Source organism: Ferrimonas sp. SCSIO 43195 (genome assembly GCF_023716685.1).
Taxonomy (GTDB): domain Bacteria; phylum Pseudomonadota; class Gammaproteobacteria; order Enterobacterales; family Shewanellaceae; genus Ferrimonas; species Ferrimonas kyonanensis.
Window position 1 is genome coordinate 4,533,876 of record NZ_CP072679.1, and the last position, 25,995, is coordinate 4,559,870.

Consider the following 25,995-nt stretch of genomic DNA (forward strand, 5'->3'; position numbering starts at 1 on the left):
AAGGTTGTGTCCCAATCCCGCAGGTGTTCTGATAAATGATTGAAAAACAGCCAATACGCATCGAGGAGCAGCGCCAATGACCGCCCTGACCCAGCCTCAAGCGCTGGAGTACGTTCGCCGCCTGTTTGTTGACCGCATTCCATTTCATCAACTGGTTGGCATTGAATTCACCCAGCTGAGCCTGACCCAATTGCAACTGCGGCTGCCGATGCGACCGCAGTTGGTAGGCAACCCCGCCCAGCAGATTCTGCATGGCGGTGTCACCGCCACCCTGCTGGACGTGGTGGGCGGCATCACCGCCTTTACCGGCGTGATCCAGAGTCGGGAGCTCTGGCCCGAAGAGGTACTGGCCCGACGCCTGAAGACCCTGGGCACCATCGACTTGCGGGTCGATTACCTGCGCCCCGGCCGCGGAACGCTGTTTGTGGCCACCGGCACGGTGATCCGCGCCGGCAATAAAGTGGCGGTGTCCCGCATGGAGCTGCACAACGAGCGGGGCAGTCACATCGCCTTTGGTACCGGGACTTACCTGGTGGGGTAACACCATCATTGCATCCATGGCCACCGCAGGGGCATACTGTCGCTCCTTTTACGGCAATTGCCCCCGACTTCGACCAGTGTGACCCATGCAAAATCAGGAATTCCGCCACGGCGTGATCTACGCCATCATGGCCTACTGCATGTGGGGCTTTGCCCCTCTGTACTTCAAATCCATAGCCGAAGTACCGGCAACGGAAATTCTGATGCACCGGGTGATCTGGTCGTTCGTGATGATGCTGTTGCTGGTGGCCGTGACCGGCCAGTTCAGCGCAGTCCGGCGATTGCTTCGCCAACCCAGGCAGTTACTGACCCTGACCGTCACCGCCACTCTGGTCGCTGGTAACTGGCTGATTTTCATTTGGGCTGTCAATTCCGGCCGCATGCTCGATGCCAGCCTCGGCTACTTCATCAACCCGCTGTTCAATGTAGCGTTGGGAATGCTGTTCCTGGGAGAGCGACTGCCGAGAATGCAGTTGATGGCGGTGGGACTGGCAACCACCGGCGTGGTGGTAGAGCTGGTGCACTTCGGTTCCCTGCCGTGGATCTCCCTGGCCCTGGCCAGCAGCTTTGGCTTGTACGGCCTGCTGCGCAAGAAAGTCGCGTTACAGTCCATTACCGGCCTGTTCGTGGAAACTGCGATGATGCTACCGGTGGCGCTGCTGTTCTGGGCCCAATTGGACTCCCCGACCTCCAACTTAGGCAACAATCCACTGCAGCTTAACCTGCTGATCATCGCCGCCGGGATCATCACCACCCTGCCGCTGCTGTCCTTCGCTGCCGCCGCAGTACGAATTCCGTTTTACATGCTGGGGGTGTTCCAGTACATCGGCCCCAGCCTGATGTTTGGTCTGGCCATCACCCTCTACGATGAACGGCTGGACCCGGCCCAATTGACGACCTTCTGCTTCATCTGGGCCGCACTGCTGCTGTTCACCTTTGACATGTGGCGTCAGTCGAGAAAAAAACGCCACCCCTGAAACCCACACAGCCCCGCAAGCGGGGCCGTGTCTTAGCAGGCGGACAACTACGCCAATTCCCGATCCAGCAACTTACGGTAGCTTTCCAGGGCACCGTTATGCTCGCCCAGTTGCTCCTGCAACTCGGCCAGCTGGGAATAGCGATAGCGAGTCGGCGCCAACTCAATGGCCTGACGCTGATACTTCTTCGCCTCCCGGTACTGGCGTATCTGCCGGCTGAGGTTGGCCAGGCAATCAAAGTACGCCGGCGACTCCGGAGCCGCATACTGTCGCTGCAGCTGATGAATCAGTGACTCACCGGCATCCTCACTGCACAGCGGCAGCATCTCCAGCAACAGTGCCTGCGGCGCCGATTTCGACAGCTGAGCCATCAGCACCTTGCGGGCTTCCGTCGGCTGTTGAAACCGGATCAACGCCTCGATATAAGCCTGGGCAATGGAGTCGAGCTTACGGGTGCGTCGCGGTAGTTGTTGCCATCGCTCCTGCACCGCTTCCAGAGACGGACACGCTTGCAAGGCACCGCGTTCAATCTCCACTGGCAACGCCTGCAACTGCTCCTGAGGCAACACCTTGTGCTTGACCAGGGCTGGCGCAATGCGGGAGATGGCGTCCCAATCCTGCTGGCGCTGGTACAATTCATGGGCCAGCTTCAACACCGTCGGCCGGGCTCTCAGTGACGCCGGCAAGGCCTCCAGGCACTGGCGGCCGGCCGCCAGTTCGCCGTCCTGAATCAGATAGCGAATGCGGGCAATGTTGACTGCCGCATCGCTGCCGGGCAGGGCTTCCGCCTGTTTCAGGAACGCCTCCGTCTGCTCAGCATCCCCTTGGTGATGGGCAGCGCGGGCGGCCGCCAGGTAATTCACCAATGGCAGTTCACCGGCACCGGCCCCTTTCGACATCGCCGTCTGGGCCAGAGACCAGTTCTCCTCCGCCAGGGCCAGTGCGCCTTGCAGAGTAAACTTGCGTGAACTGCGCTGTCGCCAGCGCTTGGGCAACGACCAGGTCAGGCCGATGCCCTGAATCCCCTTGACCAGCAACCACTCCAACAGCTGCAACAGGGCAAAGCCCACCAGCAGCATCACCACCGCCGCCACTACCGAGGTTTCGATGGTGTAATCGCCGACGGCCAGCAGCAGGTAGCCTTTGTTCTCCACCAGCTTGGGGCCGACAATGGCACCGGCCAATACAATCAGGGTGTAAATCAGTAGCCTAATCATCAGCGATTCTCCCTGGCACTACCCAGGCGATCCGCCACAATGCGTTCCAACAGCGGCTGACTGTTTAACTCCGTGGGCAGGCGACTGGCCAGCTCCACCGACCGCAGCTCAGACAGAGTTGCCAGGGCGGCATCGATCTCGGCCGCATCCCGTTTGAAATAGGTATCGATCCACTCCGACGCGGTCCCCAGGGCCTTGCGATAGGCCTGTGTATGGCCGTGGTACAGGGCCAGCTGAGCCTGCATCATCTTACCTTTGAGGTGCTCTCGCAGGTACCACTCTTGCTCCGGAGCCAACAGCGGCTGCAGCTCCCCCTGTCGACGGCGGACGGTAATAAAGTCGTCCATCAGGGCGCTCCAGGTTTTCGCCAGATTGGCCCGCCAGTCATCCACCGACTCCGAGGGGGCATTGCTGGTTTCGGCCTGCGCCAGTTCAGGCAGCTCAACCCGATTCAGCGGCCACTGGTCCACCTTGGCAATCAAGGATTCAATGGACAGGGCCAGCCCGGCCAGATCCTGTCTGGGCAGCGCTTTAAGGGTGGCGATGTCGTCTTTCAGCGCCCCACGAATCGACGTCAGGGCATTGTCGTCCACCAGGTTCAGGCGCCGGTCCGCGTCCTGCAGCAAGGCGATGGCGGTCTGCACATCCTGTTCCAACCACAGTTTGCGGCCAGCCATCTGCACCAGGTAGTCCGCTTCGGCCAGTAGCCAGTCTTGGGGCCGCAGGTTGCGGGCCTTGGTCAGGGCAGACTGCAACTCGGCCACCTGCTTGATCATCCCCTGTTGCTGACGGGCCTGCTCGCCAATGCGCTGTTCCAGCATGGTGCGCTCAGACAGCATCTGAGTGCGCATCTCATCCAATTTACCGGTCAGGGCCTGGGACTGCAGCTGTTGTTGCTGGCGTTGTTGCCACTGCCACACCGTGAAGGCGGTGGAAGCTGCCGCCAACAGCAAGGCGACGATGGCCACCAGAATGGCAATGCTGGCGCCTTTACTTTCTGCCTTGGCCGGTTGTGGCTGTGGGGGGCTCAAGGGGCGATGTTCGGCCTTCGGGGCCGGGGTGGAATCGGTCTCGGAGCTAGGCTCAGAGGCCGGCTCGGCGGCCTCGGGCGCCGCGTCGCGCTCCGGCGCCTGCTGAGGGGCATCGTCCTGCGGCTGGGCAGGGGTCGCGTTGTGATCAACGGTGTCTGGCGAGTCCAGTTTCGACTCATCGGTGCTGGGAGAGTTGGGATGTTCCGGCTTCTTATCCATTACTAACGATTCTTCCAGTTTGCTATCGACTCAATGATAGCGTCATCTCCTGCTCCTTGGGTTACACAGATGTGCTGGCACCCCAGTTTTCGGGCCGCCGCCGCCACCCGCTCCACCGGCACCAACAACAATTGACGTTGCAGCCAGGGTCGCTGAGGCTCGGGCACCACTTGAAACAGGTTGTGCAGGATCTCGACACTGGTAGCCAGTATGGCGTTAACGCCGTCCCGTTGCCAGCTTTGTACTTGATCTGACCCATTTATTTTGGGTATCTGGCGACGATAAACCGACCAATACTGCACCGATGCTCCCGCCGCCGTCAGGCGCTCGGCCATGGTCTCACGACCACCATTGCCCCGAACGATGACAAACCGCTGCTGGGCCACATCCGCCATCTGCGGCAGTGACCACACCCCTTCGGTGGTTTCGTTATCCGGCGGCGCGGTCAGGGGGGAGACCCCGTGAGCCTGCAGCGCCCGAGCGGTAGCACCGCCGACGGCGAGGTAACGAATCGGCGGCCAAGACGGCAACAGGCGGGCGGCGTAGTCGACCGCGTTGGCAGACACAAAAAAAGCCGCATCCACCCCAGCCAGAGGGGACGGACACGGCTCCGGTTCGGCGACGATCTCCATCATGGGGCAGCAACTTACCTGCTGCCCCATGGCCTCCAGCCGGGCGGCCAGAGACCGATTGCGACCCGCAGGGCGGGTCAGCAAGATGTGCATCAGGCCTCCCCGTACACCTCTTTGAGAATCTCACCGGCACCGGCGCTGAGCAGCATCTCTGCCAGTTCAATGCCCAGTTTTTCGGCGTCGGCCTTGTTGCCTCGCACTTCGTTACGCAGAAGAACGCTGCCATCCGGCTTGCCCACCAGACCACGCAGCCACAGCTGGTCACCTTCCAGTTCGGCGTAAGCGCCGATTGGCACCTGACAGCCGCCTTCCAGGTGGGTGTTCATGGCACGCTCGGCAATCACTCGAGCACGGGTTTCCTCGTGCTCCAACACACTCAACAGCTCCAGCAGTTCGGCGTCATCCAGACGGGCTTCGATGCCAACCGCACCCTGACCGTTGGCTGGCAAGGACTGCTCGCTTTCGATAAAGCTGGTGATGCGGTGATCAAACTCCAGTCGTTTCAGGCCTGCCGCCGCCAGGATAATGGCGTCGTACTCACCCTCGTCCAGCTTACGCAGACGGGTGTTGACGTTACCACGCAGATCACGAATCTTCAGATCCGGACGCAGTTCACGCAGCTGACACTGGCGGCGCAGGCTGGAGGTACCGACGATGGCCCCCTGCGGCAGCTCATCCAGGGTCTGGTAGTTATTCGACACAAAGGCATCGCGAGGATCTTCACGCTCACAGATGGTGGTCAGACCCAGCCCTTCGGGAAAATCGACCGGCACGTCCTTCATGGAGTGCACCGCAATGTCGGCTCGCCCTTCCAGCATGGCCACTTCCAGCTCTTTAACGAACAAGCCTTTGCCGCCCACTTTGGCCAGCGGCGTATCGAGAATGATGTCACCCTTGGTGGACATCGGCAGCAGAATCACCTCCAGGCCCGGGTGCGCTTTTTCCAGCTCGGCCTTAACAAACTCCGCCTGCCACATGGCCAGCGGGCTCTTGCGGGTTGCGATTCGAATCTCTTTGCGCGCCATAAGTCTCGGTATCCTTAACTAATATCGGCACTGATTTGCGCCGTTACCAACAACAATTAGCGCTCATGTTGCCAGCATTTCGTATTGCATTAAAGCAGGCACAGCGGTTAGCTACGCTTTTATCGCCCTAAATCTCGGAAAATTGATCCTTTTCACGATTTCTCGTCAACCCCGGAATAATGTTATCATGATCACAGTTCCCCCCTATTTTGTGAGCCCACATTGAATCAGGTTTCGGCCGATATCGCCCTGAGTAACACCCTAAATCAGGTTCGGCTTAAGCAATTCCAGCAGCTTCTGAGCCCACATCAGATTGCCGTACTGTCGACGGTGATCGGTGCCTTGCATTGCCCGAAGTCACGCTTGCTGCCCGGCTGCCCGACCGCCGTCAGCGGCTTCGTCTCGCCACCGCTGTTCCGTCCCTCCGACGAGGACCTGGGCCACACTGGGCCGCTGCTGGGACTCTATGCCATGGGCAGCAGCGGCTCCCTCGGCCAGACCCGCAGCTCCGACGTGGATCTGTGGCTGGTTCATGAAGACGGCCTGGACAGTGACACCCTGGATGCCCTGCAGCAAAAGGCACAATGGCTCAGCCGCTGGGCCACCGAACAGGGATTGGAAACCCACCTGTTTCTGATCAATCCCTGTCAGTTCGGCCTGCCCTGCCAGCGCTGTCTGGATAAGGAACACAGCGGCAGCGCCCAACACTGGCTGCTGCTGGAGGAGTTCTACCGCACCCAGATCCGCCTGGCCGGCAAAGCCCTGGCCTGGTGGCCCGGCGCACCGACTCACCATCCGGCACTGCTGTCCCTCGGCCAGATCCAACATCTGCCCGCCAGTGAGTTCTTTGGTGCCGCCTTGTGGCAGCTGTTTAAGGGCATCGACCGTCCCCATAAATCCGCCCTCAAGGTGCTGCTGCTGGAAGCCTACGTCGCCGACTACCCGGATCAGCGCATCCTGCGCGATCAGCTGTGGTACGGGCTTAAGGCCGGCAAATCGGTGCAGGAAACCGATCACTATCTGATGCTGTACCAGCGACTGGAGCACTACCTGACCCGTCAGCAAGAACCCAGCCGGCTATCGATGGTGCAACGCTGCTTCTACCTGAAATGCCATAGCAACAGCGCGCCGGTGGATGACGATGACTGGCGGCGGCGCAAACTGACCAAGCTGGCGAAGCAATGGCAGTGGACACCGCTGCTGATCGAGTCGCTGGACCAGGCCCAGCACTGGCATGCCGGCCAGGTGCGCTGGTTCAATCAGCAACTGCAACAGTTGATGCTGGCCAGCTACCAGAGGCTCACCAGCTTCGCCAGCGGCCAACGCTTGCCCCGGCAACTGCAGATTCAGGACATGGGCATCCTGACCCGCAAACTCTACACCCAATTTGAGTCGGAACCGGACAAGCTGGTGAGGCTGAATCCGTTATGGAGCCACGGCCTGGTGGAACCACACCTGACCCTGCTGCAGGTGGACGCCAGCGACGGCCACGGCGGCAACTGGTACCTGTACCGGCAACCACCGGACAAACGGCTGCTGTTTGGTGAAAGCCCCTTGTTCCACCACCGCAGCCGCCTGGCGTGCATCGCCTGGGCCGCCGCCAACGGTTTGGTGGACTTTCATACCCAGATACACTGTTTCAATGCCGGCCAGGGCCGAAGCAGTCGCTCACTGACCCGCTTGGCCCGTCAGTTCTGCCAGCAACTGCCGCAACCGGAAACCAGCGATCTGGAGGCCCTGCAACAACCCTGGCATCTGGACGAGATTACGGTGGTGGTCAACCTGGAACAGGATCCCTCCCGTCACTGGCACGGCTCCGAAGCGATGCTGGACCTGAGGGGCAATAAAGTGTTGTCCACCGGGCGCCCCAAGCGACCGCTGATAGGGTCGCTGGAGCTGTTGTGTCGCAACAGTTGGGGTGAGCTGCACTACCACAGCTTCGACGGTGAGCACGGCATACTGAAAATGCTGGAGCAACTGATGTCCGGCATCACCAATGAGCACTTGCCCCAAGTCCGGGTGGTGTCGGTCGGCCACAGAGCCAACCGTCAGATCACCGATAAGCTGCAATTTCTGATCGAGCAGTGTGGACGCTTACGCCAGCAAAGCCGGGCCGAGCAACTGCAGGTTCTGCCCTTGACCATCGGTGAGCATCAGTATGGGCTGCTGTTTTCCACTCAGGGCATGCATTGGCGGCCCGCCGATGAACTGCCGCCACTGCCGGAGCCTCTCAAGGAAGGCACCCTGCAGACGCTGCCGCAGCCGCGCCTGGGCGATGACCCCTATGCCAGCGCGCCGGCGATACTGCGGCTGCACGCCCGCAAGGGGATGCGACAGTACTTCGTGCGCGAGCGCCAGCAAGGGCTGGACATCTATCTGCTGGATGAAAACAACGTCATGCAACGATTTTTCCATTCGGTCACCCAGTTGAGCGCCCTGATCGACAACATCAGTGATCTTTATGTGTTTAAGCAGGAAGGGAAGTTTGGCGGTGGCAGCTTTAATCTGCCGCAGTTCTATCGACTGAAGCGCTGCAACGGCGAATTGACGGTGATGCCCCTGGCGGAATCGGAGCTGCTGCAGCTGGGGTAGCTCCGCCAGCGAATCCACGGAGGGATTCGCTCGGCAAGCATTAAAATTGAATCTGCTCTCCACCCTGTTTGGCCACCGACTCGGCTAAGAAACTCAACAACTCCACCCCTTCACGCTCTTCAATCCATTGTCCCTCGACCTGACTGAAGCGGTAGCCACCAAACTTGGTTGCCAACCACAGCTGACACATCGCTTCCTGCTTATTCAGCACAATGTGGCTGCCATCGATGCACTCCAGATCCAGCACGTTGCCAGACTGCTCATAATCCAGCTCCAACTCACTGTCATCGATGGCATCAACGATGCCTTCCAGCGTGTCATCGGCCAGTTGGTGAAAGCGGCTTGTATCCATCGACATGATCTATTCTCTTTGTTTGCAATTGGCGGTTGGAATGCGATTATAGAGGGCTAAATTCCCAAGGTCATCGCTTTTCCCATGTTACGACTGTTTACCGCATTTTTTTGCTGCTGGCTGCTGGCCGGTTGTGGTCAGAAAGGACCACTGATGCTCCCCGAACCGGAGGCCGTCAATCCGCCTGCCTCGGAACACCCGGTCGCCGCTGAATCTGAACAGGAACGCGACCCTCAGCCATAGGACACCGCCATGGACCATTTCAGTTATCACCAAGGACGCCTGATGGCTGAACAGGTCAGCGTGGCCGAACTGGCTGACCGCTATGGCACGCCCTGCTACGTCTACTCCCGGGCCACCATTGAGCGCCACTGGCACGCCTTTGATGCTGCCGTCGGCGCCCACCCTCATCTCATCTGCTACGCGGTCAAAGCCAACAGCAACCTGGCGATTCTCAACCTGCTGGCGCGCCTGGGCAGCGGCTTTGACATCGTCTCCGGCGGCGAGCTGGCGCGAGTGCTGGAAGCGGGAGGGGATCCCGGAAAAGTGGTGTTCTCCGGCGTCGGCAAGCGCACCGAAGAGATGCGTCAGGCGCTGACGGCGGGCATTCACTGTTTCAATGTGGAGTCCGAGCCAGAGCTGCAACGCCTTAACCAGGTTGCCGAGGATCTCGGGCTGGTGGCACCGGTGTCGCTGCGCATCAACCCAGATGTGGACGCCGGCACTCACCCCTACATCTCCACCGGCCTGAAGCAGAATAAGTTCGGCATCCCCATGGCCCGGGCCGAAGCCGCCTTTGAGCTGGCCCGGCAACTGCCTCACATCGACATTAAAGGGGTGGATTGCCACATCGGCTCGCAACTGACCACCCTGCCACCGTTTCTGGCGGCGCTGGAACGGCTGCTGGCGCTGATCGATCGGCTCGAACAACGCGGGATTCGAATTCACCACCTCGATGTCGGTGGCGGCTTAGGGGTGAACTATGGCGATGAAAATCCGCCCCACCCGGATCAGTATGCCGCCGAATTGCTGAAACTGCTCAAGGGCAGACCGCTGACCCTGATCTTCGAGCCGGGTCGGGCCATCATGGCCAATGCCGGCGTGCTGCTGACTCGGGTCGAATACCTCAAACAGGGAGACGATCGAGACTTTGCGGTGGTGGATGCGGCCATGAATGACCTGCTGCGTCCCAGTCTCTACAGCGCCTGGCAGGCGATCATCCCGGTCACTCCCCGCTCGGGCAGCCCACGCCGCTACGATGTCGTGGGCCCCATCTGTGAAACCGGTGATTTTCTTGGCAAAGATCGCCCCCTGGTGTTGGAGCCCGGCGATCTGCTGGCGGTGCGCAGCGCCGGTGCCTATGGCTTTGCCATGGCCTCCAACTACAACAGCCGCCCCAGAATTGCCGAGATAATGGCCGACGGCAACCGGGCCCAGCTGATACGGGAACGAGAAACCGTCAATCAGTTGTGGCAAGGTGAGCACTTACTGCCGTAAACTAATCAAAAACTTAAATTCAAAAGTAGGACAGCGTCTTGATCCAGTTCTCCAAAATGCAGGGGTTAGGCAACGACTTTATGGTCGTCGATGCCGTCACTCAGAACCTGTATCTGTCTCCGGAACAGATCCGTCGTCTCGGCGATCGGCATTTTGGCGTGGGTTTTGATCAGCTACTGATGGTGGAACCCCCCTACGATCCCGAGCTGGATTTTCATTACCGCATCTTCAATGCCGACGGCAGCGAAGTGGAAAACTGCGGTAACGGCGCCCGCTGCTTTGCCCGTTTCGTGCGGATGAAAGGGCTGACCAACAAGAATCACATCGGGGTCAGTACTCAGGCCGGCACCCTTAAGCTTCGACTGGTGCACGACGATCAGGTGACCGTCAACATGGGGCAACCGAGATTTGAACCGGGCCAGTTGCCGTTTCGGGCCAATAAGGTAGAGAAAACCTACCTGCTGCAAACCGACGACCAGATTCATCTGTGTGGCGCCGTCTCCATGGGCAACCCTCACTGTGTGCTGCAGGTAGACGACATCGACAGCGCCGATGTGGCCGGCATCGGCCGCAAGCTGAGCAAGCATGAGCGCTTTGCCAAGGGGGTCAATGTCGGCTTTATGCAGGTGTTGTCCGACTCCCACATCAAATTGAGAGTCTTTGAACGCGGCGCCGGGGAAACCCTGGCCTGCGGCACCGGAGCCTGCGCCGCAGCGGTGATCGGCCAGCATCAGGGAATTCTGTCGCAAAAGGTGCGCGTTGATTTGCCAGGTGGTACCTTACACATTGATTGGCCAGGCCATGGAAAGGCTGTAGAAATGACCGGGCCAGCCGTACACGTTTACGATGGTCAAATTGGATTATGAAACACGATCTCACCGACAGCCTTAACGATCTGAGTGCCAGCATGGTCAAAGAGTACTTGCTGGAGAACTCGGATTTTTTCATTCGCCACCCAGAGTTGCTGCTGAGCCTGCGGATTCCCCATACCGAACGCGGCACCGTCTCGCTGATTGAACACCAGCAACTGAACTTGAGATCCCGGGTGCAACAGCTGGAAGAGGAGATCACCTCGCTGTTGTCGGTGGCCTCCCGCAACGAAGACATCTACCGATTCTACAACCAGCTGTTCTTTGACCTGCTCAACACCCGCAGCCTTGACGAGGTCAACCGGGTATTGGTGGACAGCTTCAAGAACCGCTTTCGGTTTGCCAAGGTCCGGCTGGCCATTACCGATCTACAGGGGCAGTTCGATCAACCTGAGCTCAACCTGATTCTGCGTCGCCGCCTCAATGAACAGGGCTACTACCTTGGCCGACTCCCTGCACAGGAGCAGAACCCACTGGTGGCTCAGGACAACGGCTCGGTGGCACTGGTGTGCATCGGCGATCGCAGTCAACCTGTGGCGCTGCTGGCCATCGCCTCCAACGATCCCAGCCACTTCTCCCCGGACATGGACACCATGATGCTGGATCAGGTGCGCCAGTTGTTGGCCTACAAGATCCCGCAACTGCTGCATGGATGAGCCACTGCGCCAGTTCGAGCGCTACTTACGCAGCGAACGTCAGTATTCACCCCACACCTGTCGTAACTACCTGAGAGAATTGAACCGATGCGCGCCCCTGTTGCAACAGCAGGGCGTGCAGCGTTGGCAAAGCGTCAGCCACCCACAGTTGCAGCAGCTGATCAGCAAGTTACACCGGCAGGGGTTGTCCCCGCGCTCGCTGGCCCTGACCCTGTCGGCACTGCGTCAGTTCTTCGACTTCCTGGTCGATGACGGCACCGTGGATCACAATCCCGCTCGCCACCTCAGCGCCCCCAAACAGGGCAAACCTCTGCCGAAGAATCTGGACGTGGACCAGATGGACCAACTGCTCAGCATCGACAGCGAGGATCCCCTTGCCGTTCGCGATCGGGCGATGATGGAGCTGTTCTACTCCAGTGGTCTGCGCCTGGCTGAACTGGTGGCCATCGACCTCGATCAACTGGATGCGAAGGAAAAGCTGGTGAGAGTCACCGGGAAAGGGGGCAAAACCCGGCTGCTGCCGGTGACCTCAGTGGCCATCGAGTGGATAGAACGTTGGCTGACGCTGCGCTCTGGATTGACCACGGAGAGCGGCGGGGCCCTGTTCGTCTCCAACCGCGGCACCCGTATCAGCCCACGCTCGGTGCAGGCTCGCTTGGCGAAATGGGGGCAGCAACAGGCGGTCGGTGCCCGAGTGCATCCGCATAAATTGCGCCACGCCTTCGCCACCCACATGCTGGAATCCTCCCAGGATCTGCGCGCCGTTCAGGAGTTGCTCGGCCACGCCAATCTCAGCACCACCCAAGTCTATACCCACCTGGACTTTCAACACCTGGCCGAGGTCTATGACCAGGCCCATCCCAGGGCCAAGAAGCGTACCTGAGTCGTCAGTTAATGCGGATCTTACTGTGGCGGACCGGCTCCGGCCAGATAGGCTGTCCCTGCTCATCCAGCGGCAACCAGATCAGGCTGCCATTGGTTTCATGTTCGGTTTTCTGGGCACACACCAGAGTACGGCCGGACATCTCCAGCAACGCCCCCTGGGAGTATTGTTGCCCCTGATACCAGCACACCGGCTGAACCTGAGTTGGCTGGGTAATCAAAACCGGATCGGTCACCGCCATGGCGACGGCAGAGAATAGCGAAAGAAACAAAACAATGAATGGCATGGCTGGGGGGTTCCTGGATGGCCGTTAATCAGAGAGTATCCGACCCAGGAATCAGAAGCAAAATGAAGCGGTTTATACCAGGCCGTCGGACAGCATCAGAACCGCATTGATGACAAACGGAGTCAGGGCCAGGAACACACCGACGATCAGAATATACAGATGTGGTAAGCAGGGCTGGCGCATAACAGGCTCCGGTTGAGACTCTAAAAGAATCAGATTCAAAAACGCAAATTCAGTGTGAGCAGAGTAGCGGATTTCCAAAAACGACCCTTGATCGAGATCAATGAAAGACCCATTAGTTGAAATCCGTCACAGTTTTCCGGTAATTGCCGGCCAGCTCACTGCTGAAGCACTAAAAACCCTCACTTTTGTGAGTTACAGCAACAACCCTCTCCGAACGCAATTTTTACCCAGGTTAACTAAAGGTTAAATCCCCAAGGTCACTTAAACTAACTCTAAAAGAACCGCCGAGGTGTATGTGAACCAAAATGCGGGCCAAACTGTCTCAACCCCGCCGATAAAGGCATCAATATGTGACAACCCTCTACGAATATCGTGAAAAAAACCTTTTTTATTCAACTACAAGTCACATTTAGGTAAACCCTGGGTTAATAAGCACTTAACAAGGAGATTTAGGTCAAATATCACTCCGATTTATCACTTTGGGGTCGGCGAACCTTGTCGAACTTCACATTTTTCCCGTCTGCGTACATAGACAATTCTGCCTGCCATTTTTGGCTCGTTTTACTGCCCTGACCAATGCCGCTCATTCGGTTGGGGCCAAAACACTCGTCGCCCCTACTTCCGAGGAAAGATGATGAAACACAACAACACCAACCTGGAGCGCCGCGGTTTACTGAAAGCCCTGGCCATGGCTCCAGCTGCTGCCGGTGTGGCTGCCATTGCCACCCCAGTTGCAGCCACCTCGGCCAAAGCCGAAGCCAAGCACTCTGGCTATAAAGAAACCGACCACGTACGCAGCTACTACGCCAGCCTGCGCGGCCAGTAATCCAGGAGAGAATTGCGATGCAACTCAAACGTACCTCTACCGAAGTTAAGGTAGAAACCAAAAAAGGACTGGGCCTGAACCGTCGTCAGTTCCTGAAGAACGCCGGTGTCACCACCGGGGGCATTGCCGCCGCTTCCATGTTGGGCACCGGCATGATCCGTAAGGCGCAAGCCTCCGGCCATCATGTTGATCACAACGCCCCCATCGAAGTAAAGCGCACCATTTGTTCCGCTTGTGCGGTGGGCTGTGGTGTCTACGCCGAAGTACAGAACGGCGTTTGGGTCGGCCAGGAGCCTGCCTTTGATCACCCGTTCAACCGTGGTGGCCACTGTGCCAAAGGTGCCGCCCTGCGCGAACACGGCCACTCCAAGCTGCGGGTGAAATACCCAATGAAGCTGGAAGGCGGCAAGTGGAAGAAGCTGAGCTGGGATCAGGCCATCGAAGAAGTTGGCAACCAGATGCTGAAGATTCGCGAGCAGTCCGGTCCGGATTCCGTGTACTTCATGGGCAGCGCCAAATTCTCCAACGAAGGCTGTTACATGTACCGCAAATTTGCGGCTATGTGGGGCACCAACAACGTTGACCACTCTGCTCGTATCTGTCACTCAACCACAGTAGCCGGTGTTGCCAACACCTGGGGCTACGGTGCAATGACCAACTCGTTCAACGACATCCGTCACGCAAACGCCATCTTCTTTATCGGTGCCAACCCTGCCGAAGCCCACCCGGTTTCCATGCAGCACATCCTCACCGCCAAAGAACGCAATAACGCTAAAATCATCGTTATTGACCCACGTTTCTCCCGTACGGCTGCTCACTCTGATCTGCACGTTGGCATTCGCCCTGGTACCGACATTCCGTTTATCTACGGCATGCTCAACGTCATTTTTGAAAACAACTGGCAGGACCAGACTTTCATCGACCAGCGCGTCTGGGGTATGGACGACATCCGCAAAGAAGCCGCTAAATGGCCTCTGAGCGAAGTGGCAGAAGTCTGTGGCATCGAAGAAGACCAGGTGTACCAGGCCGCTAAGCTGATGGCAGAAAACCGTCCTGGTTCCGTCGTTTGGTGTATGGGTGGTACCCAACACACCGTCGGTAACGCCAACACTCGTGCCTACTGTCTGCTGCAGCTGGCGCTAGGCAACATGGGTCAATCCGGTGGCGGTACCAACATCTTCCGTGGCCACGATAACGTGCAAGGCGCGACCGATCTGGGTCTGCTGTTTGACACCCTGCCAGGCTACTACGGTCTGTCTACCGGTGCCTGGAAGCACTGGAGCCACGTATGGGATCTGGACTTTGACTGGGTTCAAGGCCGTTTCGACCAAGGTGAATACCTGGGTAAGAAGCCGATGACCACTCCTGGCATGCCATGTTCACGCTGGCACGATGGTGTTCTGGAAGACAAAACCAAGCTGGGCCAGAAAGACAACGTCCGCATGGCGTTCTTCTGGGGTCAGTCGGTCAACACCGAAACCCGTCAGATGGAAGTGCGTAACGCACTGGATAAGATGGACACCATCGTGGTGGTCGACCCTTACCCAACCATGGCCGGTGTGATGCACCGCCGTAAGGATGGCGTCTACCTGTTGCCAGCCTGTTCCCAATTCGAATCCGAAGGTTCTTTGTCCAACTCCGGTCGTTCCGTTCAGTGGCGTCAGCAGGTGGTTGAGCCTCTGTTTGAATCCAAGCCTGACCTGGAAATCATGTACCGCCTGGCGACCAAACTGGGCTTTGCTCAGCAGTTCACCAAGCGCATGCAGGTTAAGAACAACATGCCGGTTATCGAAGACGTGACCCGCGAGATCAACCGCGGCATGCTGACCATCGGTATGTCCGGCCAGTCTCCGGAGCGCATCAAGATGCACACCGAGAACTGGGGCACTTTCTCTCACGAGAACCTGCAAGCCGTGGGCGGCCCGGCCAAAGGCGAAACCTACGGTCTGCCTTGGCCATGTTGGGGCACCCCGGAGCAGAAGCACCCGGGCACCCACATTCTGTACGATACCTCCAAGCACGTCCTGCAGGGCGGCGGTAACTTCCGTGCCCGTTTCGGCGTCGAACACGACGGTGAAAACCTGCTGGCCGAAGGCTCCGCACCTAAGGGTAACGAGCTGGGTGACGGCCATCCGGAATTCACCGCCGACATGCTGAAGCAGCTGGGCTGGTGGGATGAGCTGACCGCAGAAGAGAAAGCCGAAGCGGAAGGCCGCAACTGGAAGACCGACCTGTCTGGTGGTATCCATCGCGTCGCCATGAAGCACGGTTGTGTGCCCTTTGGTAACGCCAAGGCCCGCTGTAAGGTGTGGACCTTCCCGGATCCAATGCCGGTTCACCGTGAGCCGCTGTACACCCCGCGTCGCGACCTGATTGCCAAGTACCCGACTTACAACGACATGCAGGTTCACCGTCTGCCGACCCTGTACAAGACCATTCAGGACAAGGTGATCACCGAGAACCTGGATAAGAAGTACCCACTGGCCATGACCTCCGGTCGCCTGGTGGAGTTCGAAGGTGGTGGTGAAGAGTCCCGTTCCAACCCATGGCTAGCCGAGCTGCAGCAGGAGATGTTCATTGAGATCAACCCTGCCGATGCCGCCGATCGTGGTATCCGTAACTGGGATGATGTCTGGGTCGAGGGCGCCGAAGGCGCGCGCATCAAGGTCAAGGCCCTGGTCACCCCTCGCGTGAAGCTGGGCGTTACCTGGATGCCTTATCACTTTGCCGGTGTCATGCACGACGTTGACCTGGTGTACCCAGATGGCACCAAGCCATACGTAGTAGGTGAGTCCGCGAACACCGCGCTGACCTATGGTTATGACCCGATCACTCAGATGCAGGAAACCAAGTCTTCCCTGTGTCAGATCGAGAAAGCGTAAGGTTTAGGGTAGGAGATAGCCACTATGGCAACTATGAAGTTTATGTGTGACACCAAGCGCTGCATCGAGTGTAACGGCTGTGTCACCGCTTGTAAGAACGAAAACGACAACGCGCTGGAATGGGGCATCACCCGTCGTCGCGTAGTAACCATCAATGACGGTCAACGCGACGAAGCGTCACTGTCGGTAGCCTGCATGCACTGTGCCGACGCACCGTGCATGGCGGTCTGCCCGGTGAACGTATTCACCAAGACTGAAGACGGCATCGTACTGCACGACAAAGAGCGTTGCATCGGTTGTGGTTACTGCCTGTACGCCTGCCCATTCGGTGCACCTCAGTTCCCGAAAAAAGCCGTATTTGGCTCCAAGGGCAAAATGGACAAGTGCACCTTCTGCGCCGGTGGTCCAAACACCGAAGCAGGCTCTGCCAAAGAGCAGGAACTGTACGGTGCCAACCGTCTGTCCGAAGGCAAACTGCCCATGTGCGCCGAAATGTGCTCCACCAAGGCCCTGCTGGCCGGTGATGCGGCCGTTGTGTCCGACATCTACCGTCAGCGTGTTGCCGAGCGTGGCATGAAGCGCGGCACCTGGAACAAGTAATGAAATGGCGGGAAGCCCAGGCTTCCCGCGCTTTTCGGAGCACTGAAATGAAACAAATGATCAAAGCCCTGTTGCTGATGGTTGCCGTCATGCTTCCCGGGCTGGCAATGGCTGAAGCGGCGGACAGCGCCGCCGCCACCGCCAGCCAATCGGAAGTCCTGTGGCAAGCCATGAAAGAGGGCGCGACCGGTTACACCACCTCTCAGAGTGAGTTCCATAACCAGCCGATCAACGTCTACGACGAACGCATCATTCCCCTGCGCAACGTGCTGATGGCCCCGGGCCTGATGGCGGCGCTGTTTGGCATGATCGCCATCTTCGTACTGTTCATCATGGTCAATGGCATCTCTAAACTGCACGGCGGCTTTTCCGGCAAAATGGTACACCGCTGGTCCAAGAGCGATGTGGCCATCCACTGGTTGGGTGCCATTCCCTGCATTTTGCTGATCCTCACCGGCCTGATGCTGATTGCCGGCAAGTTCTTCGTTGAACCCGTGCTGGGTCAGGCGGCCTTCGCTTCCATGATGGCCATTGCCAAGCCGGTTCACGACTACATGGCGTTTCCGTTCATGGCGGGTTGGTTGCTGATGACCGTACTGTGGGCCAAGAACCAGATTCCGGCCAAGTACGACATCGCCTGGTTCATGGTGGTGGGCGGTTACATCAACTTCGGTCCGTTCAAGGGTAAACACCCGGATGCGGGCTTCGCCAACGCCGGTGAGAAACTGTGGTTCTGGGCCTTCGCCCTGTTCGGCCTGGTGATCTCCATCTCCGGTGTGGTACTGATGTTCCCTCAGTATGTTGAGCCAAGCCGCACCCTGAGCCTGCTGGCGATCATCGCCCACGGCCTGTCGGCGATCATCATCTGCGCCTTCTCCATCGTTCACATCTTCATGGCAACCGTTATGTCAGAGGGTGGTATGGATTGCATGGTCTCCGGTTACTGTGATGAGAACTGGGCCAAGCAGCACCACAACCTGTGGTTCGATGAGATCAAGGCCAACGGCACCCTGAAGTATAAAGAAGACTAACCCCTTCTCTTCAGAACTCTGAACTCGAATAAGCCCCGACTCCGGTCGGGGCTTTTTTTATGACACCGGATTCGTGGTGCTGAGCAGCACCCGCAACGCCTTCCGGTTCGATGAGATCAAGGCCAACGGCACCCTGAAGTACAAAGAAGACTAAACCGTCTTTATTGTCACTCTAGGGAATAGAGCCTCGACTCCGGTCGAGGCTTTTTTATGACGTCGGATTCGTGGTGCTGAGCAGCACCCGCAACGCCTTCCGGTTCGATGAGATCAAGGCCAACGGCACCCTGAAGTACAAACAAGACTGATCCCCTGTCTTCAGTAGCCTGAACACCTGATAAGCCTCGACTCCGGTCGGGGCTTTTTTTATGACAACGGTTCCGGGCCACCTCAGTGGCGCAGCGGAATCACCACCGAATTGGGCTGAGGGCGGCCGTCGATGCACTCGCCGCCCGCCAATGACGTCTCGATTCGATAGCTGTAGTCGGCCTCAAGCTGTTGCTGGCGCCACTGCAGCAATGGCCAGTGACCATTGTCCACTCCCTTGGGCACCAGACCAGCCCGAGCCCCACGACCACCAGGGCCAACGGACTGACCCGACTCTTCCAGTTCCAGGCTCCACAGCGTCGCCGCCGACGCCACCGCCACCATCGCCGCCCCCAGCGCCAGACGCCATCGCTCCCGCACGCGGCTCAAAGGGGCATGGTACTCCTCGTGGGGCAACTGCAACCATTGGTAGCCCTGTGTCTGGCAGGTCTTCAGGTACAAAGGCGCCCGATAATCGTCATCGAAGGCACGGCGGATATCCGCCACCACCCGTCGCAATGCGGAATCACTGACCACCCGGCCAGGCCAACCATGGTGCAGCAAAGATTGATGGGAAATGGCCTGATTGGGGTGAGTCAGGAAGTACTCCAGCAGCAGCGCCGCCTTGGGGCAGAGCCGATAACGCCGCTGGTTCGGCCCCACCACACAGGCCTGGCGTACCCAAAAGGCGTAATCACCGATCACCAACACTCGTTCGTCCATCCTTGGACCTCCCGCAACCACTGATCTGCTTCCTCAAGCTTAGACAGCGCCGTGCCCGCTCGGGATGAAAATCCTGTAAGCAATTCGACATTAGCGGCCGCTCAGGGATCATTACCCCCCTTTTTTGTGTGGTTTAACACAGCAAAACCCTGCGCACCATCACAGCGCAGACCACAAAGTGAAGCCAAATGGATCACAGATCTGACCAATTTTCTCTTAACAGTACAAAGTTTCGGAAACCGCTCACAGATTGCCATTGCCCGGGTACACTAGACTGCGGTTAATTCCTTGAAGCCAGAGAGTCCACCATGTCGCTCGCAGAACGTGCCCTAAACAACGCCGCTATTCGAGAAACGGCCAAAATCACCACCCCAACCTGGATGCTGAACAGTCTGGAGCGGGTGATGGAGTACTACACCGAGCGGCACCTGTGTCTCGACACTCAGGCGTGCGACACCATGCCGGCACCGATGCCGGGACGCAAATACATGCTGTACGCCCACGTACCGTTCTGCCACACCCTGTGCAGCTTCTGTACCTTCCACCGCTTCCTGTTTAAGGAAGACAAGGCCCGGGCCTACTTTCACTCCCTGCGCGCCGAGATGGACATGGCCAAGGCGCTGGGCTACGACTTCGAGGAGCTGTACATCGGCGGTGGCACCACCACGGTACTGGTGGATGAACTGGCCAAGACCATTGAGCACGCCCGCAAGCTGTTCCCCTCCATCAAGCAGGTATCCTGTGAATCGGATCCTTTGCACCTGACCTCGATGGAGTTCACTCAGCTGCACGGTTTGGTGGACCGTCTGTCTGTGGGCGTACAAAGCTTCGACCGGGATATTCTGGCAAGAACCGATCGGTTGGAGAAGTTTGGCGAGCCGGAAGTGATCTACGAGAAACTGGCCCGTGCCAAAGAGAACTTCCCCATCCTCAGCGTCGACATGATCTTTGGCTTTGCCGGCCAGACTCAGGACGTGATTCGCAAGGACATGGAGACGCTGGTGCGCCTGGCGCCGACCCAGATCACCACCTATCCGCTGATGGTCACCCACCAGACCCGTAAAAGTGCCAAGGGCAGCCTGGCCAACAACGAGCAGGACATCGCCCGCGACTACGAGCTGATCCTCAACACCCTCAATGGTCACTACGATCAGATGACCGCCTGGTCCTTTGGCAAGAAAGCGGATCAGAGCTTCGACGAATACGTGGTCAACTACGACGACTACCTGGGTGTGGGCTCAGGCAGCTTCAGCTTCCTGCACGATACCCTGTACGTAAACAGCTTCTCGCTGCGCAAGTATCAGGAAAAGATCGCCGCCGGCAAGATGGGGGTGGAATCGTCCAAGTACTACAACGAGAAAGCCGTGATGCAGTACCGCTTCCTGTTGAATCTGTTTGGCGGCCGCCTGTCCAAATCCTATTTCAAGGACAACTTTGGCAAGAGCCTGTGGGGCGGGCTGACCAAAGAGATGGCCTTTATGAAGGCCACCGGTGGCCTGGTTCAGGATCCCAGCGATCCGGATAAGCTGCAGGCGACACCGAACGGCCTGATGATGGGCGTACTGATGATGAAAAACTTCTATGCCGGCATGGACAACGTCCGCGCCGAACTGCGACGGCCACTGAAGGCCGGTGACATGTAAACCCGGCCATGGTCGCAGCAGACAAAGGGCGATTTTCATCGCCCTTTGTTGATCCTGGCACTAGCGCAACCTGTCCGGGTCATTGATATACTCGGGGTTAACATTCGCCGACAGTAACTCACTCATGGCCCGAATACTGACCATCGCCAACCTCAACTGCGATCACATTCTGCGGCTGAGCCGCCCCCTGACCACCGGCGCCCGCATCCATTACGAAGATCTGGGCAAGCGGATTGGTGGCGGCGCAGCCAACACCGGCACCGCGCTGGCCTGGGCTGGCCACCAGGTCGCCCTGCTGAGCCAGGTCGGCTCCGACGATCTCGGAGACTGGCTGCTGCAACAAGCCGAGAAGCTGGGGCTGGATTGCCAGCAGGTACACCGTCACCCGGGGCCAACCCAGGCACTGCAATTGTTGATGGAACCAGACGGTGAACGCACCATATTGCGTCCCAACCGTCCGCGGCTGTTGCTGCCCGCCAGCCTCAGCCATCAGCCCATGGACGCCCTGTACGTCAACCTGACCGCCGAAGGGCTGCCACAACTGATGCAGTCGGTGTTGCCCCAGGCCACGGTTATCGCCCAGTTGCCCAAAGACCTCAGCCGCCGCCCCTGTCACTACCTGATCACCTCGGTAGACGACCTTGGCCAGCATCACATCGACGATCCTTGGCTGTTTGGCCAGCAGATCGCCGGCAGCAGTCTGCAGGCCTTTATTGTCACTCAGGGCGAAAACGGCGCCATCGCCTATACTCAAGATCGCAGCTTTTCGGTGGCAGCGGTAGCAACGGAGGTGATCGACACCACCGGCGCCGGCGATGCCTATGCGGCAGGACTGATCGACGGGTTACTGCAACAGCAGGATCTGCAGCACGCCATGGAACAAGGCGCCCGCTGGGCCTCGTTTGCCTTGCAGAGTGCCAGCTCCATCCCTTCCGAAAAGCTAAGGAGTTTTCTTAAACACACTCAAGGATGAGCTTATGGCATTTCACCTTCGGAGGATCGCCCGTCACGGCTACCAGCGGCTGATCGGTCTGCTGCTGTTGCTGGTTGCCGTTAATGCGCTGCTGCAGTCCCCTTCCAGTGGGCTGATGAGCTGGGTGCCAATGCTGATTCTACTGGGCTTATCGGTGCTATTGGCCAAGCCCCTGTCGGCGCTGAGAGGGCCGGACTGGCAACTGCCAGTGCAAACCTTGGTGGCCGGCGGCTTCGTCGCCCTGCATCAACTGAGCTTGGGCACCACTAATCTCACCACCCTGATCCTCACCGATGCCGTCATCGTCCTGACCAGCGCCATTACCCTATACACCCGGCCGGTGGCCATTGTGGCACTGCTGGTGCCACTGCTGCTGCCGTTGACAACCGCCCTAACCACCACCTCGCCGTTTCCCTGGTATGCCCTGACGCTGCTGGCCATCAGCCTGGTGGTGGCACAGCAGATGCAACACACCCTGAGCCGCTGGAGCCGGCTCAGCCGCCGCCAGCAAGACCGGTATCGCAAACTGCAGCAATTGATGAGTCAGAAATCGGATCAGGATGGCCTCACCGGCATCACTAACCGCAGTCGCTTTGACCAGCGCCTCAAGCAACTGGTGGCAGAAAATCGCCGCACCCGCAATCCGCTGACTCTGGTGATGCTGGATGTGGATTACTTCCGCAGCTACAACGATCATTACGGCCATAAAGCCGGCGATCTGTGCCTCAAAGGCCTGGCCAAGCTGATGGTGCATTGCAGCCGTCGTCAGACCGACGTCATTGCCCGCTACGGCGGTGAGGAGTTCGCGATTTTGCTGCCCGCCACCGATAAAGGCGGCGCCGAACGGCTGCTCAGACAACTGCGCACCGAAGTCGCGGAAGCCGCCGTGACCCACAGCCACTCCCCCATCAGCGACACCATCACCCTCAGTGCCGGCGTGGCCCAGTGGACCCCGGGGCAAGGTGCCGATGCCTTGGTCGAGCAAGCCGGAAAGGCCCTGAATCAGGCCAAGCTAGAGGGTCGAAACCGCTATGTGATTGCCTGAGACAACAAGCCCGCCGAAGCGGGCTTTCCATCAGGTCTGGGCTATCACATGTTTGGGTAGTTGGGGCCGGAACCGCCCTCAGGCACCACCCAGGTGATGTTCTGACTGGGATCCTTGATGTCGCAGGTCTTGCAGTGGATGCAGTTCTGACCGTTGATGACAAACGTATCCTCGCTACCTTCCGATACCACCTCGTACACGCCGGCGGGGCAATAACGCTGCGCCGGCTCTCCGTACTGGGCCAGATTCACCTTAATGGGAATGCTGGCATCCGCCAGCTTCAAATGGCAGGGTTGATCCTCTTCATGGAAGATGTTGGACAGATACACCGAACTGAGCCGGTCAAAACTGAGCTTTCCGTCCGGCTTGGGGTACTCAATCACCCTGGCCTGTGACAACGGCTGCATGCCGTCATAATCCGCACCGGTGTCGTGCAGAGTAAACGGCAACTTACCGCCGAACCAATTCTGATCCAGGTAGTTAAATGCTCCCCCCAGCAGCGAGCCAAACTTATGCATGGCCGGTCCAAAGTTGCGGGCCCGATACAACTCATCATAAAGCCAGGATTGCTGAACGGCCTCGGCATACTGAACCAGGTCCTCACCACCGGCATGGGAGTCGGTCAGCACCCCGGCCAGCACCTCGGCGGCCACCATGCCAGACTTCATAGCAGTATGAGTGCCCTTGATCTTGGCGAAGTTCAGGGTACCGGCGTCACACCCCAACAACAGTCCACCTGGGAAATGCTGTTTCGGCAGGGCGTTCAGCCCCCCCTTGGTAATGGCCCGAGCGCCATAGGCCACCCGCTCTCCGCCCTGGAGATGCTGGGCAATCACACCATGAGTCTTGTAGCGTTGAAACTCTTCAAAGGGCGACAGGTTGGGGTTGGTGTAGTTCAGGTCCACAATCAGTCCGACCCACACCTCGTGGTTGTCGGCGTGGTACAGATAACCACCGCCGCTGCCTTCGCCATCCAGAGGCCAGCCGGCGGTATGCACCACCTGGCCAGGACGATGCTGATCGGCCGGCACCTTCCAAATCTCCTTAAAGCCGATGCCATAATGCTGAGGGTCGGCCTCCTGACTCAGTTGGTACTGGTTGATCGCCTGCTTACCCAGGTGGCCTCGGCAGCCTTCCGACAACAGGGTATATTTGCCCCGCAGTTCCATCCCCGGCATGTAACTGTCTTTGTGCTCACCATCGGTGCCGACGCCCATGTCACCGGTGAGGATCCCTCTGACCACCCCTTCCTCGATGATCAGCTCGGAAGCGGCAAAGCCCGGATAAATCTCCACCCCCAGGGCTTCGGCCTGCTCCGCCAACCAGCGACACAGGTTACCGATACTGGTGATGTAATTGCCGTGGTTGTGCATGGTTTTGGGCACCATGGCATTGGGAAAGTGGCTGGCGGAGTCGGCTTTAAGCAGATAGATGTCATCGCCGGTCACCGGCGTATTCAGCGGTGCTCCCTGAGCCTGCCAATCGGGCAGCAGTTCATCCAGGGCCCTGGGTTCAAACACTGCCCCGGACAGGATGTGGGCCCCAACCTCGGCCCCTTTCTCGACCACACAGAGGTTCAGGTCGGCATTGAGTTGCTTCAGACGGATCGCACTGGCAAGCCCGGCAGGGCCGGCACCAACAACGACCACGTCAAATTCCATTGATTCGCGTTCCATCTTGTTATTCCTTTGTCGTTCTTATCTCCCTAACGCCCCTAGCTTACTGCATAACGACAAAAATTAAACGCGCGTTTGGTTAAAAAGCCACCGTTAGCTGTTCCTACCAGTTGTCGGCTTTTTCGCCATTATGACAAAACAGAATTCACAACAGCGTCAATTCTGTGATCCAGCCACGTTGTTGTTCTTGAACAGAATGGATTAAACTTAGCGGAAGTTGTGAACCGAGCTTGGCCGACCTAAGTGAATATATGGTCTTCAAGCCGTGGCATACCGCCACCAGGGTAACGCAGAGAAATCTCGCTACCTCCCGTGTTTGGAAAGGTGACACATGACAGAGCTCCAAGACCGCTATGGTCGCGAATTTCATTACCTGCGTCTCTCCATTACCGACGCCTGTAACTTCAAGTGCCAATACTGCCTGCCCGATGGCTATCAGCGCAGTGGCAAATCCCGTTTTTTGTCTGTGGACGAAGTCGGCCGGGTTATCCGGGCGTTCGCCACTGTCGGCACCCGCAAGATTCGAATCACCGGCGGGGAACCCACCCTGCGCAAGGACTTCGATCAAGTCATTGAGCTCGCAGCCAATACCCCAGGCATCGACACCGTGGCCACCACCACCAACGGCTATCGCCTGCCGGAAAACGCCCATCGCTGGCGTCAACTGGGACTGAGCCAGATTAACGTCTCCCTCGACAGCCTGGATGAAAAGCTGTTTCGCCAGATCACCGGCGACGGCCGCCAGCAAAAAGTGCTCGACGGCATCGAGGCGGCGCTGGACGCCGACTACCACAAGGTCAAGATCAACGTGGTGCTGCTGAACGAACTCAACGCTCATCAGCTGCCAAACTTTCTGGAGTACATCCGCCACCGCCCGGTGGATATCCGCTTTATCGAGTTGATGGAGACCGGACTGGGTCAGGAGTATTTCCAGCGTCACCACGTCTCCGGCATGGTGATCAAGCAGCAACTGCTGGCCCAGGGCTGGACTGAAGATCCTCGGGGGCCGGTTGACGGCCCGGCGCAGAACTTCAGCCACCCGGATTACCAGGGTCGCATCGGCCTGATCATGCCTTACGCCAAAGATTTCTGTGCCACCTGCAACCGCTTGCGGGTTTCGGCCATCGGCAAGCTGCACCTGTGTCTGTTCACCGAATGTGGCGTGGAACTGCGGGATCTGCTAGGGCACGATGATCATCAGGCGGCGCTGGTCGCTCGCCTGCACCAACAGCTGAAACAGAAAACCGAGACTCACCAGTTGCATCAGGGCCTGACCGGCGTCACCCAGCATCTGGCGTCGATAGGCGGCTAACTGATCCAGCGCAAATAACCGA

General features: G+C 58.5%; 23 protein-coding genes, 1 pseudogene and 1 riboswitch. Of the genes and pseudogenes, 16 read left to right on the forward strand and 8 right to left on the reverse strand.

Annotation, left to right across the window (positions count from 1 at the left end):
• Positions 1-76: 76 nt before the first annotated feature.
• Positions 77-541, forward strand: a complete 465-nt coding sequence (locus tag J8Z22_RS20950) for a thioesterase family protein (RefSeq protein WP_252008004.1) — start codon at positions 77-79, stop codon at positions 539-541.
• 85 nt (positions 542-626) lie between these two features.
• Complete coding sequence (rarD, locus tag J8Z22_RS20955; RefSeq protein WP_028111320.1) at positions 627-1,517, forward strand: EamA family transporter RarD; 891 nt, start codon at positions 627-629, stop codon at positions 1,515-1,517.
• A gap of 47 nt (positions 1,518-1,564) precedes the next feature.
• Here rarD and J8Z22_RS20960 read toward each other — a convergent pair whose 3' ends face one another.
• The 4 genes from J8Z22_RS20960 to hemC are packed head-to-tail and all read right to left on the reverse strand — an operon-like array spanning position 1,565 to position 5,641.
• Positions 1,565-2,734 (reverse strand): heme biosynthesis HemY N-terminal domain-containing protein, encoded by a 1,170-nt coding sequence (locus J8Z22_RS20960; RefSeq protein ID WP_252008006.1) that lies wholly within the window; start codon positions 2,732-2,734, stop codon positions 1,565-1,567.
• Entirely contained in the window at positions 2,734-3,984 is a 1,251-nt protein-coding gene (locus J8Z22_RS20965) for a uroporphyrinogen-III C-methyltransferase (RefSeq protein ID WP_252008008.1), read from the reverse strand. The genes J8Z22_RS20960 and J8Z22_RS20965 overlap by 1 nt, the downstream gene beginning before the upstream one ends.
• A 2-nt stretch (positions 3,985-3,986) precedes the next feature.
• Positions 3,987-4,709 (reverse strand): uroporphyrinogen-III synthase, encoded by a 723-nt coding sequence (locus tag J8Z22_RS20970; RefSeq protein WP_252008010.1) that lies wholly within the window; start codon positions 4,707-4,709, stop codon positions 3,987-3,989.
• Positions 4,709-5,641 (reverse strand): hydroxymethylbilane synthase, encoded by a 933-nt coding sequence (gene hemC / locus J8Z22_RS20975; protein ID WP_028111316.1) that lies wholly within the window; start codon positions 5,639-5,641, stop codon positions 4,709-4,711. The genes J8Z22_RS20970 and hemC overlap by 1 nt, the downstream gene beginning before the upstream one ends.
• Positions 5,642-5,863: 222 nt before the next feature.
• Between hemC and J8Z22_RS20980 the strand changes: the two genes are divergently transcribed.
• Complete coding sequence (locus J8Z22_RS20980; RefSeq protein ID WP_252008012.1) at positions 5,864-8,233, forward strand: class I adenylate cyclase; 2,370 nt, start codon at positions 5,864-5,866, stop codon at positions 8,231-8,233.
• Positions 8,234-8,273: 40 nt separating this feature from the next.
• Here the strand turns inward: J8Z22_RS20980 and cyaY are convergent, their stop codons facing one another.
• Positions 8,274-8,591 (reverse strand): iron donor protein CyaY, encoded by a 318-nt coding sequence (gene cyaY, locus J8Z22_RS20985; protein ID WP_035414901.1) that lies wholly within the window; start codon positions 8,589-8,591, stop codon positions 8,274-8,276.
• Between the two features lie 78 nt (positions 8,592-8,669).
• Here cyaY and J8Z22_RS20990 point away from each other — a divergent pair, with 78 nt between their 5' ends.
• Genes J8Z22_RS20990 through xerC form a run of 5 tightly spaced genes read left to right on the forward strand, consistent with a single transcriptional unit; the run spans position 8,670 to position 12,490 of the window.
• Positions 8,670-8,828, forward strand: coding sequence for a lipoprotein (locus J8Z22_RS20990; protein WP_252008015.1), 159 nt, complete (start codon positions 8,670-8,672; stop codon positions 8,826-8,828).
• A gap of 9 nt (positions 8,829-8,837) precedes the next feature.
• On the forward strand, positions 8,838-10,082 hold the full coding sequence (lysA, locus tag J8Z22_RS20995; RefSeq protein WP_252008025.1) for a diaminopimelate decarboxylase: 1,245 nt from the start codon (positions 8,838-8,840) through the stop codon (positions 10,080-10,082).
• A gap of 38 nt (positions 10,083-10,120) precedes the next feature.
• Entirely contained in the window at positions 10,121-10,948 is an 828-nt protein-coding gene (dapF, locus tag J8Z22_RS21000) for a diaminopimelate epimerase (protein ID WP_252008030.1), read from the forward strand.
• Positions 10,945-11,607, forward strand: coding sequence for a DUF484 family protein (locus J8Z22_RS21005; RefSeq protein ID WP_051252219.1), 663 nt, complete (start codon positions 10,945-10,947; stop codon positions 11,605-11,607). The genes dapF and J8Z22_RS21005 overlap by 4 nt, the downstream gene beginning before the upstream one ends.
• A complete protein-coding gene (gene xerC, locus J8Z22_RS21010) occupies positions 11,600-12,490 on the forward strand; it encodes a tyrosine recombinase XerC (RefSeq protein ID WP_252008031.1) in 891 nt (296 codons plus the stop codon). Before J8Z22_RS21005 ends, xerC begins: the two co-directional genes overlap by 8 nt.
• Positions 12,491-12,494: 4 nt before the next feature.
• Here xerC and J8Z22_RS21015 read toward each other — a convergent pair whose 3' ends face one another.
• A complete protein-coding gene (locus J8Z22_RS21015) occupies positions 12,495-12,776 on the reverse strand; it encodes a DUF1496 domain-containing protein (protein WP_051252217.1) in 282 nt (93 codons plus the stop codon).
• A gap of 814 nt (positions 12,777-13,590) precedes the next feature.
• Between J8Z22_RS21015 and J8Z22_RS21020 the strand changes: the two genes are divergently transcribed.
• Genes J8Z22_RS21020 through J8Z22_RS21035 form a run of 4 tightly spaced genes read left to right on the forward strand, consistent with a single transcriptional unit; the run spans position 13,591 to position 18,298 of the window.
• On the forward strand, positions 13,591-13,785 hold the full coding sequence (locus tag J8Z22_RS21020) for a twin-arginine translocation signal domain-containing protein (RefSeq protein WP_342663216.1): 195 nt from the start codon (positions 13,591-13,593) through the stop codon (positions 13,783-13,785).
• A gap of 17 nt (positions 13,786-13,802) precedes the next feature.
• Positions 13,803-16,667: a formate dehydrogenase subunit alpha gene (locus J8Z22_RS21025; RefSeq protein ID WP_028111307.1), complete on the forward strand. Its 2,865-nt coding sequence runs from the start codon at positions 13,803-13,805 to the stop codon at positions 16,665-16,667.
• 24 nt (positions 16,668-16,691) lie between these two features.
• A complete protein-coding gene (gene fdh3B / locus J8Z22_RS21030) occupies positions 16,692-17,267 on the forward strand; it encodes a formate dehydrogenase FDH3 subunit beta (protein WP_028111306.1) in 576 nt (191 codons plus the stop codon).
• Positions 17,268-17,314: 47 nt separating this feature from the next.
• The gene (locus J8Z22_RS21035; RefSeq protein ID WP_028111305.1) at positions 17,315-18,298 is read left to right on the forward strand and encodes a formate dehydrogenase subunit gamma; all 984 of its coding nucleotides are present in this window, start codon (positions 17,315-17,317) and stop codon (positions 18,296-18,298) included.
• Positions 18,299-18,685: 387 nt separating this feature from the next.
• Here the strand turns inward: J8Z22_RS21035 and J8Z22_RS21040 are convergent, their stop codons facing one another.
• Entirely contained in the window at positions 18,686-19,324 is a 639-nt protein-coding gene (locus J8Z22_RS21040; protein WP_028111303.1) for a winged helix-turn-helix domain-containing protein, read from the reverse strand.
• Positions 19,325-19,632: 308 nt separating this feature from the next.
• On the opposite strand from J8Z22_RS21040, the gene J8Z22_RS21045 reads away from it, so the two are divergent.
• The 3 genes from J8Z22_RS21045 (at position 19,633) to J8Z22_RS21055 (ending at position 22,985) form a co-directional block, all read left to right on the forward strand.
• Positions 19,633-20,967: a coproporphyrinogen III oxidase family protein gene (locus J8Z22_RS21045; RefSeq protein ID WP_028111302.1), complete on the forward strand. Its 1,335-nt coding sequence runs from the start codon at positions 19,633-19,635 to the stop codon at positions 20,965-20,967.
• A gap of 124 nt (positions 20,968-21,091) precedes the next feature.
• Positions 21,092-21,940: a PfkB family carbohydrate kinase gene (locus J8Z22_RS21050; RefSeq protein ID WP_252008033.1), complete on the forward strand. Its 849-nt coding sequence runs from the start codon at positions 21,092-21,094 to the stop codon at positions 21,938-21,940.
• A 4-nt stretch (positions 21,941-21,944) separates the two neighbouring features.
• Positions 21,945-22,985: a GGDEF domain-containing protein gene (locus J8Z22_RS21055; RefSeq protein ID WP_252008035.1), complete on the forward strand. Its 1,041-nt coding sequence runs from the start codon at positions 21,945-21,947 to the stop codon at positions 22,983-22,985.
• 44 nt (positions 22,986-23,029) lie between these two features.
• On the opposite strand, the gene J8Z22_RS21060 is transcribed toward J8Z22_RS21055, so the two are convergent.
• On the reverse strand, positions 23,030-24,661 hold the full coding sequence (locus tag J8Z22_RS21060) for an electron transfer flavoprotein-ubiquinone oxidoreductase (protein ID WP_252008037.1): 1,632 nt from the start codon (positions 24,659-24,661) through the stop codon (positions 23,030-23,032).
• A 223-nt stretch (positions 24,662-24,884) separates the two neighbouring features.
• Positions 24,885-24,987, forward strand: a riboswitch (molybdenum cofactor riboswitch).
• Here J8Z22_RS21060 and moaA point away from each other — a divergent pair.
• Positions 24,959-25,973 (forward strand): annotated as a pseudogene (gene moaA / locus J8Z22_RS21065) (GTP 3',8-cyclase MoaA). Its footprint overlaps the riboswitch before it by 29 nt.
• Positions 25,974-25,995 lie beyond the last annotated feature (22 nt).

Excerpts from the sequence above, each read along its gene's own strand:
- J8Z22_RS20950 (WP_252008004.1), top strand. The coding sequence starts at position 77 with ATGACCGCCCTGACCCAGCCTCAAGCGCTGGAGTACGTTCGCCGCCTG.
- hemC (WP_028111316.1), bottom strand. The coding sequence starts at position 5,641 with ATGGCGCGCAAAGAGATTCGAATCGCAACCCGCAAGAGCCCGCTGGCC.
- J8Z22_RS21040 (WP_028111303.1), bottom strand. The coding sequence starts at position 19,324 with ATGGACGAACGAGTGTTGGTGATCGGTGATTACGCCTTTTGGGTACGC.
- fdh3B (WP_028111306.1), top strand. The coding sequence starts at position 16,692 with ATGGCAACTATGAAGTTTATGTGTGACACCAAGCGCTGCATCGAGTGT.
- xerC (WP_252008031.1), top strand. The coding sequence starts at position 11,600 with ATGGATGAGCCACTGCGCCAGTTCGAGCGCTACTTACGCAGCGAACGT.
- J8Z22_RS21020 (WP_342663216.1), top strand. The coding sequence starts at position 13,591 with ATGATGAAACACAACAACACCAACCTGGAGCGCCGCGGTTTACTGAAA.
- rarD (WP_028111320.1), top strand. The coding sequence starts at position 627 with ATGCAAAATCAGGAATTCCGCCACGGCGTGATCTACGCCATCATGGCC.
- cyaY (WP_035414901.1), bottom strand. The coding sequence starts at position 8,591 with ATGTCGATGGATACAAGCCGCTTTCACCAACTGGCCGATGACACGCTG.
- lysA (WP_252008025.1), top strand. The coding sequence starts at position 8,838 with ATGGACCATTTCAGTTATCACCAAGGACGCCTGATGGCTGAACAGGTC.
- J8Z22_RS21015 (WP_051252217.1), bottom strand. The coding sequence starts at position 12,776 with ATGCCATTCATTGTTTTGTTTCTTTCGCTATTCTCTGCCGTCGCCATG.
- J8Z22_RS20970 (WP_252008010.1), bottom strand. The coding sequence starts at position 4,709 with ATGCACATCTTGCTGACCCGCCCTGCGGGTCGCAATCGGTCTCTGGCC.
- J8Z22_RS21005 (WP_051252219.1), top strand. The coding sequence starts at position 10,945 with ATGAAACACGATCTCACCGACAGCCTTAACGATCTGAGTGCCAGCATG.
- J8Z22_RS21045 (WP_028111302.1), top strand. The coding sequence starts at position 19,633 with ATGTCGCTCGCAGAACGTGCCCTAAACAACGCCGCTATTCGAGAAACG.
- J8Z22_RS21025 (WP_028111307.1), top strand. The coding sequence starts at position 13,803 with ATGCAACTCAAACGTACCTCTACCGAAGTTAAGGTAGAAACCAAAAAA.
- J8Z22_RS20960 (WP_252008006.1), bottom strand. The coding sequence starts at position 2,734 with ATGATTAGGCTACTGATTTACACCCTGATTGTATTGGCCGGTGCCATT.
- J8Z22_RS21060 (WP_252008037.1), bottom strand. The coding sequence starts at position 24,661 with ATGGAACGCGAATCAATGGAATTTGACGTGGTCGTTGTTGGTGCCGGC.
- J8Z22_RS21055 (WP_252008035.1), top strand. The coding sequence starts at position 21,945 with ATGGCATTTCACCTTCGGAGGATCGCCCGTCACGGCTACCAGCGGCTG.
- J8Z22_RS20965 (WP_252008008.1), bottom strand. The coding sequence starts at position 3,984 with ATGGATAAGAAGCCGGAACATCCCAACTCTCCCAGCACCGATGAGTCG.
- J8Z22_RS20990 (WP_252008015.1), top strand. The coding sequence starts at position 8,670 with ATGTTACGACTGTTTACCGCATTTTTTTGCTGCTGGCTGCTGGCCGGT.
- J8Z22_RS21035 (WP_028111305.1), top strand. The coding sequence starts at position 17,315 with ATGAAACAAATGATCAAAGCCCTGTTGCTGATGGTTGCCGTCATGCTT.
- J8Z22_RS21050 (WP_252008033.1), top strand. The coding sequence starts at position 21,092 with ATGGCCCGAATACTGACCATCGCCAACCTCAACTGCGATCACATTCTG.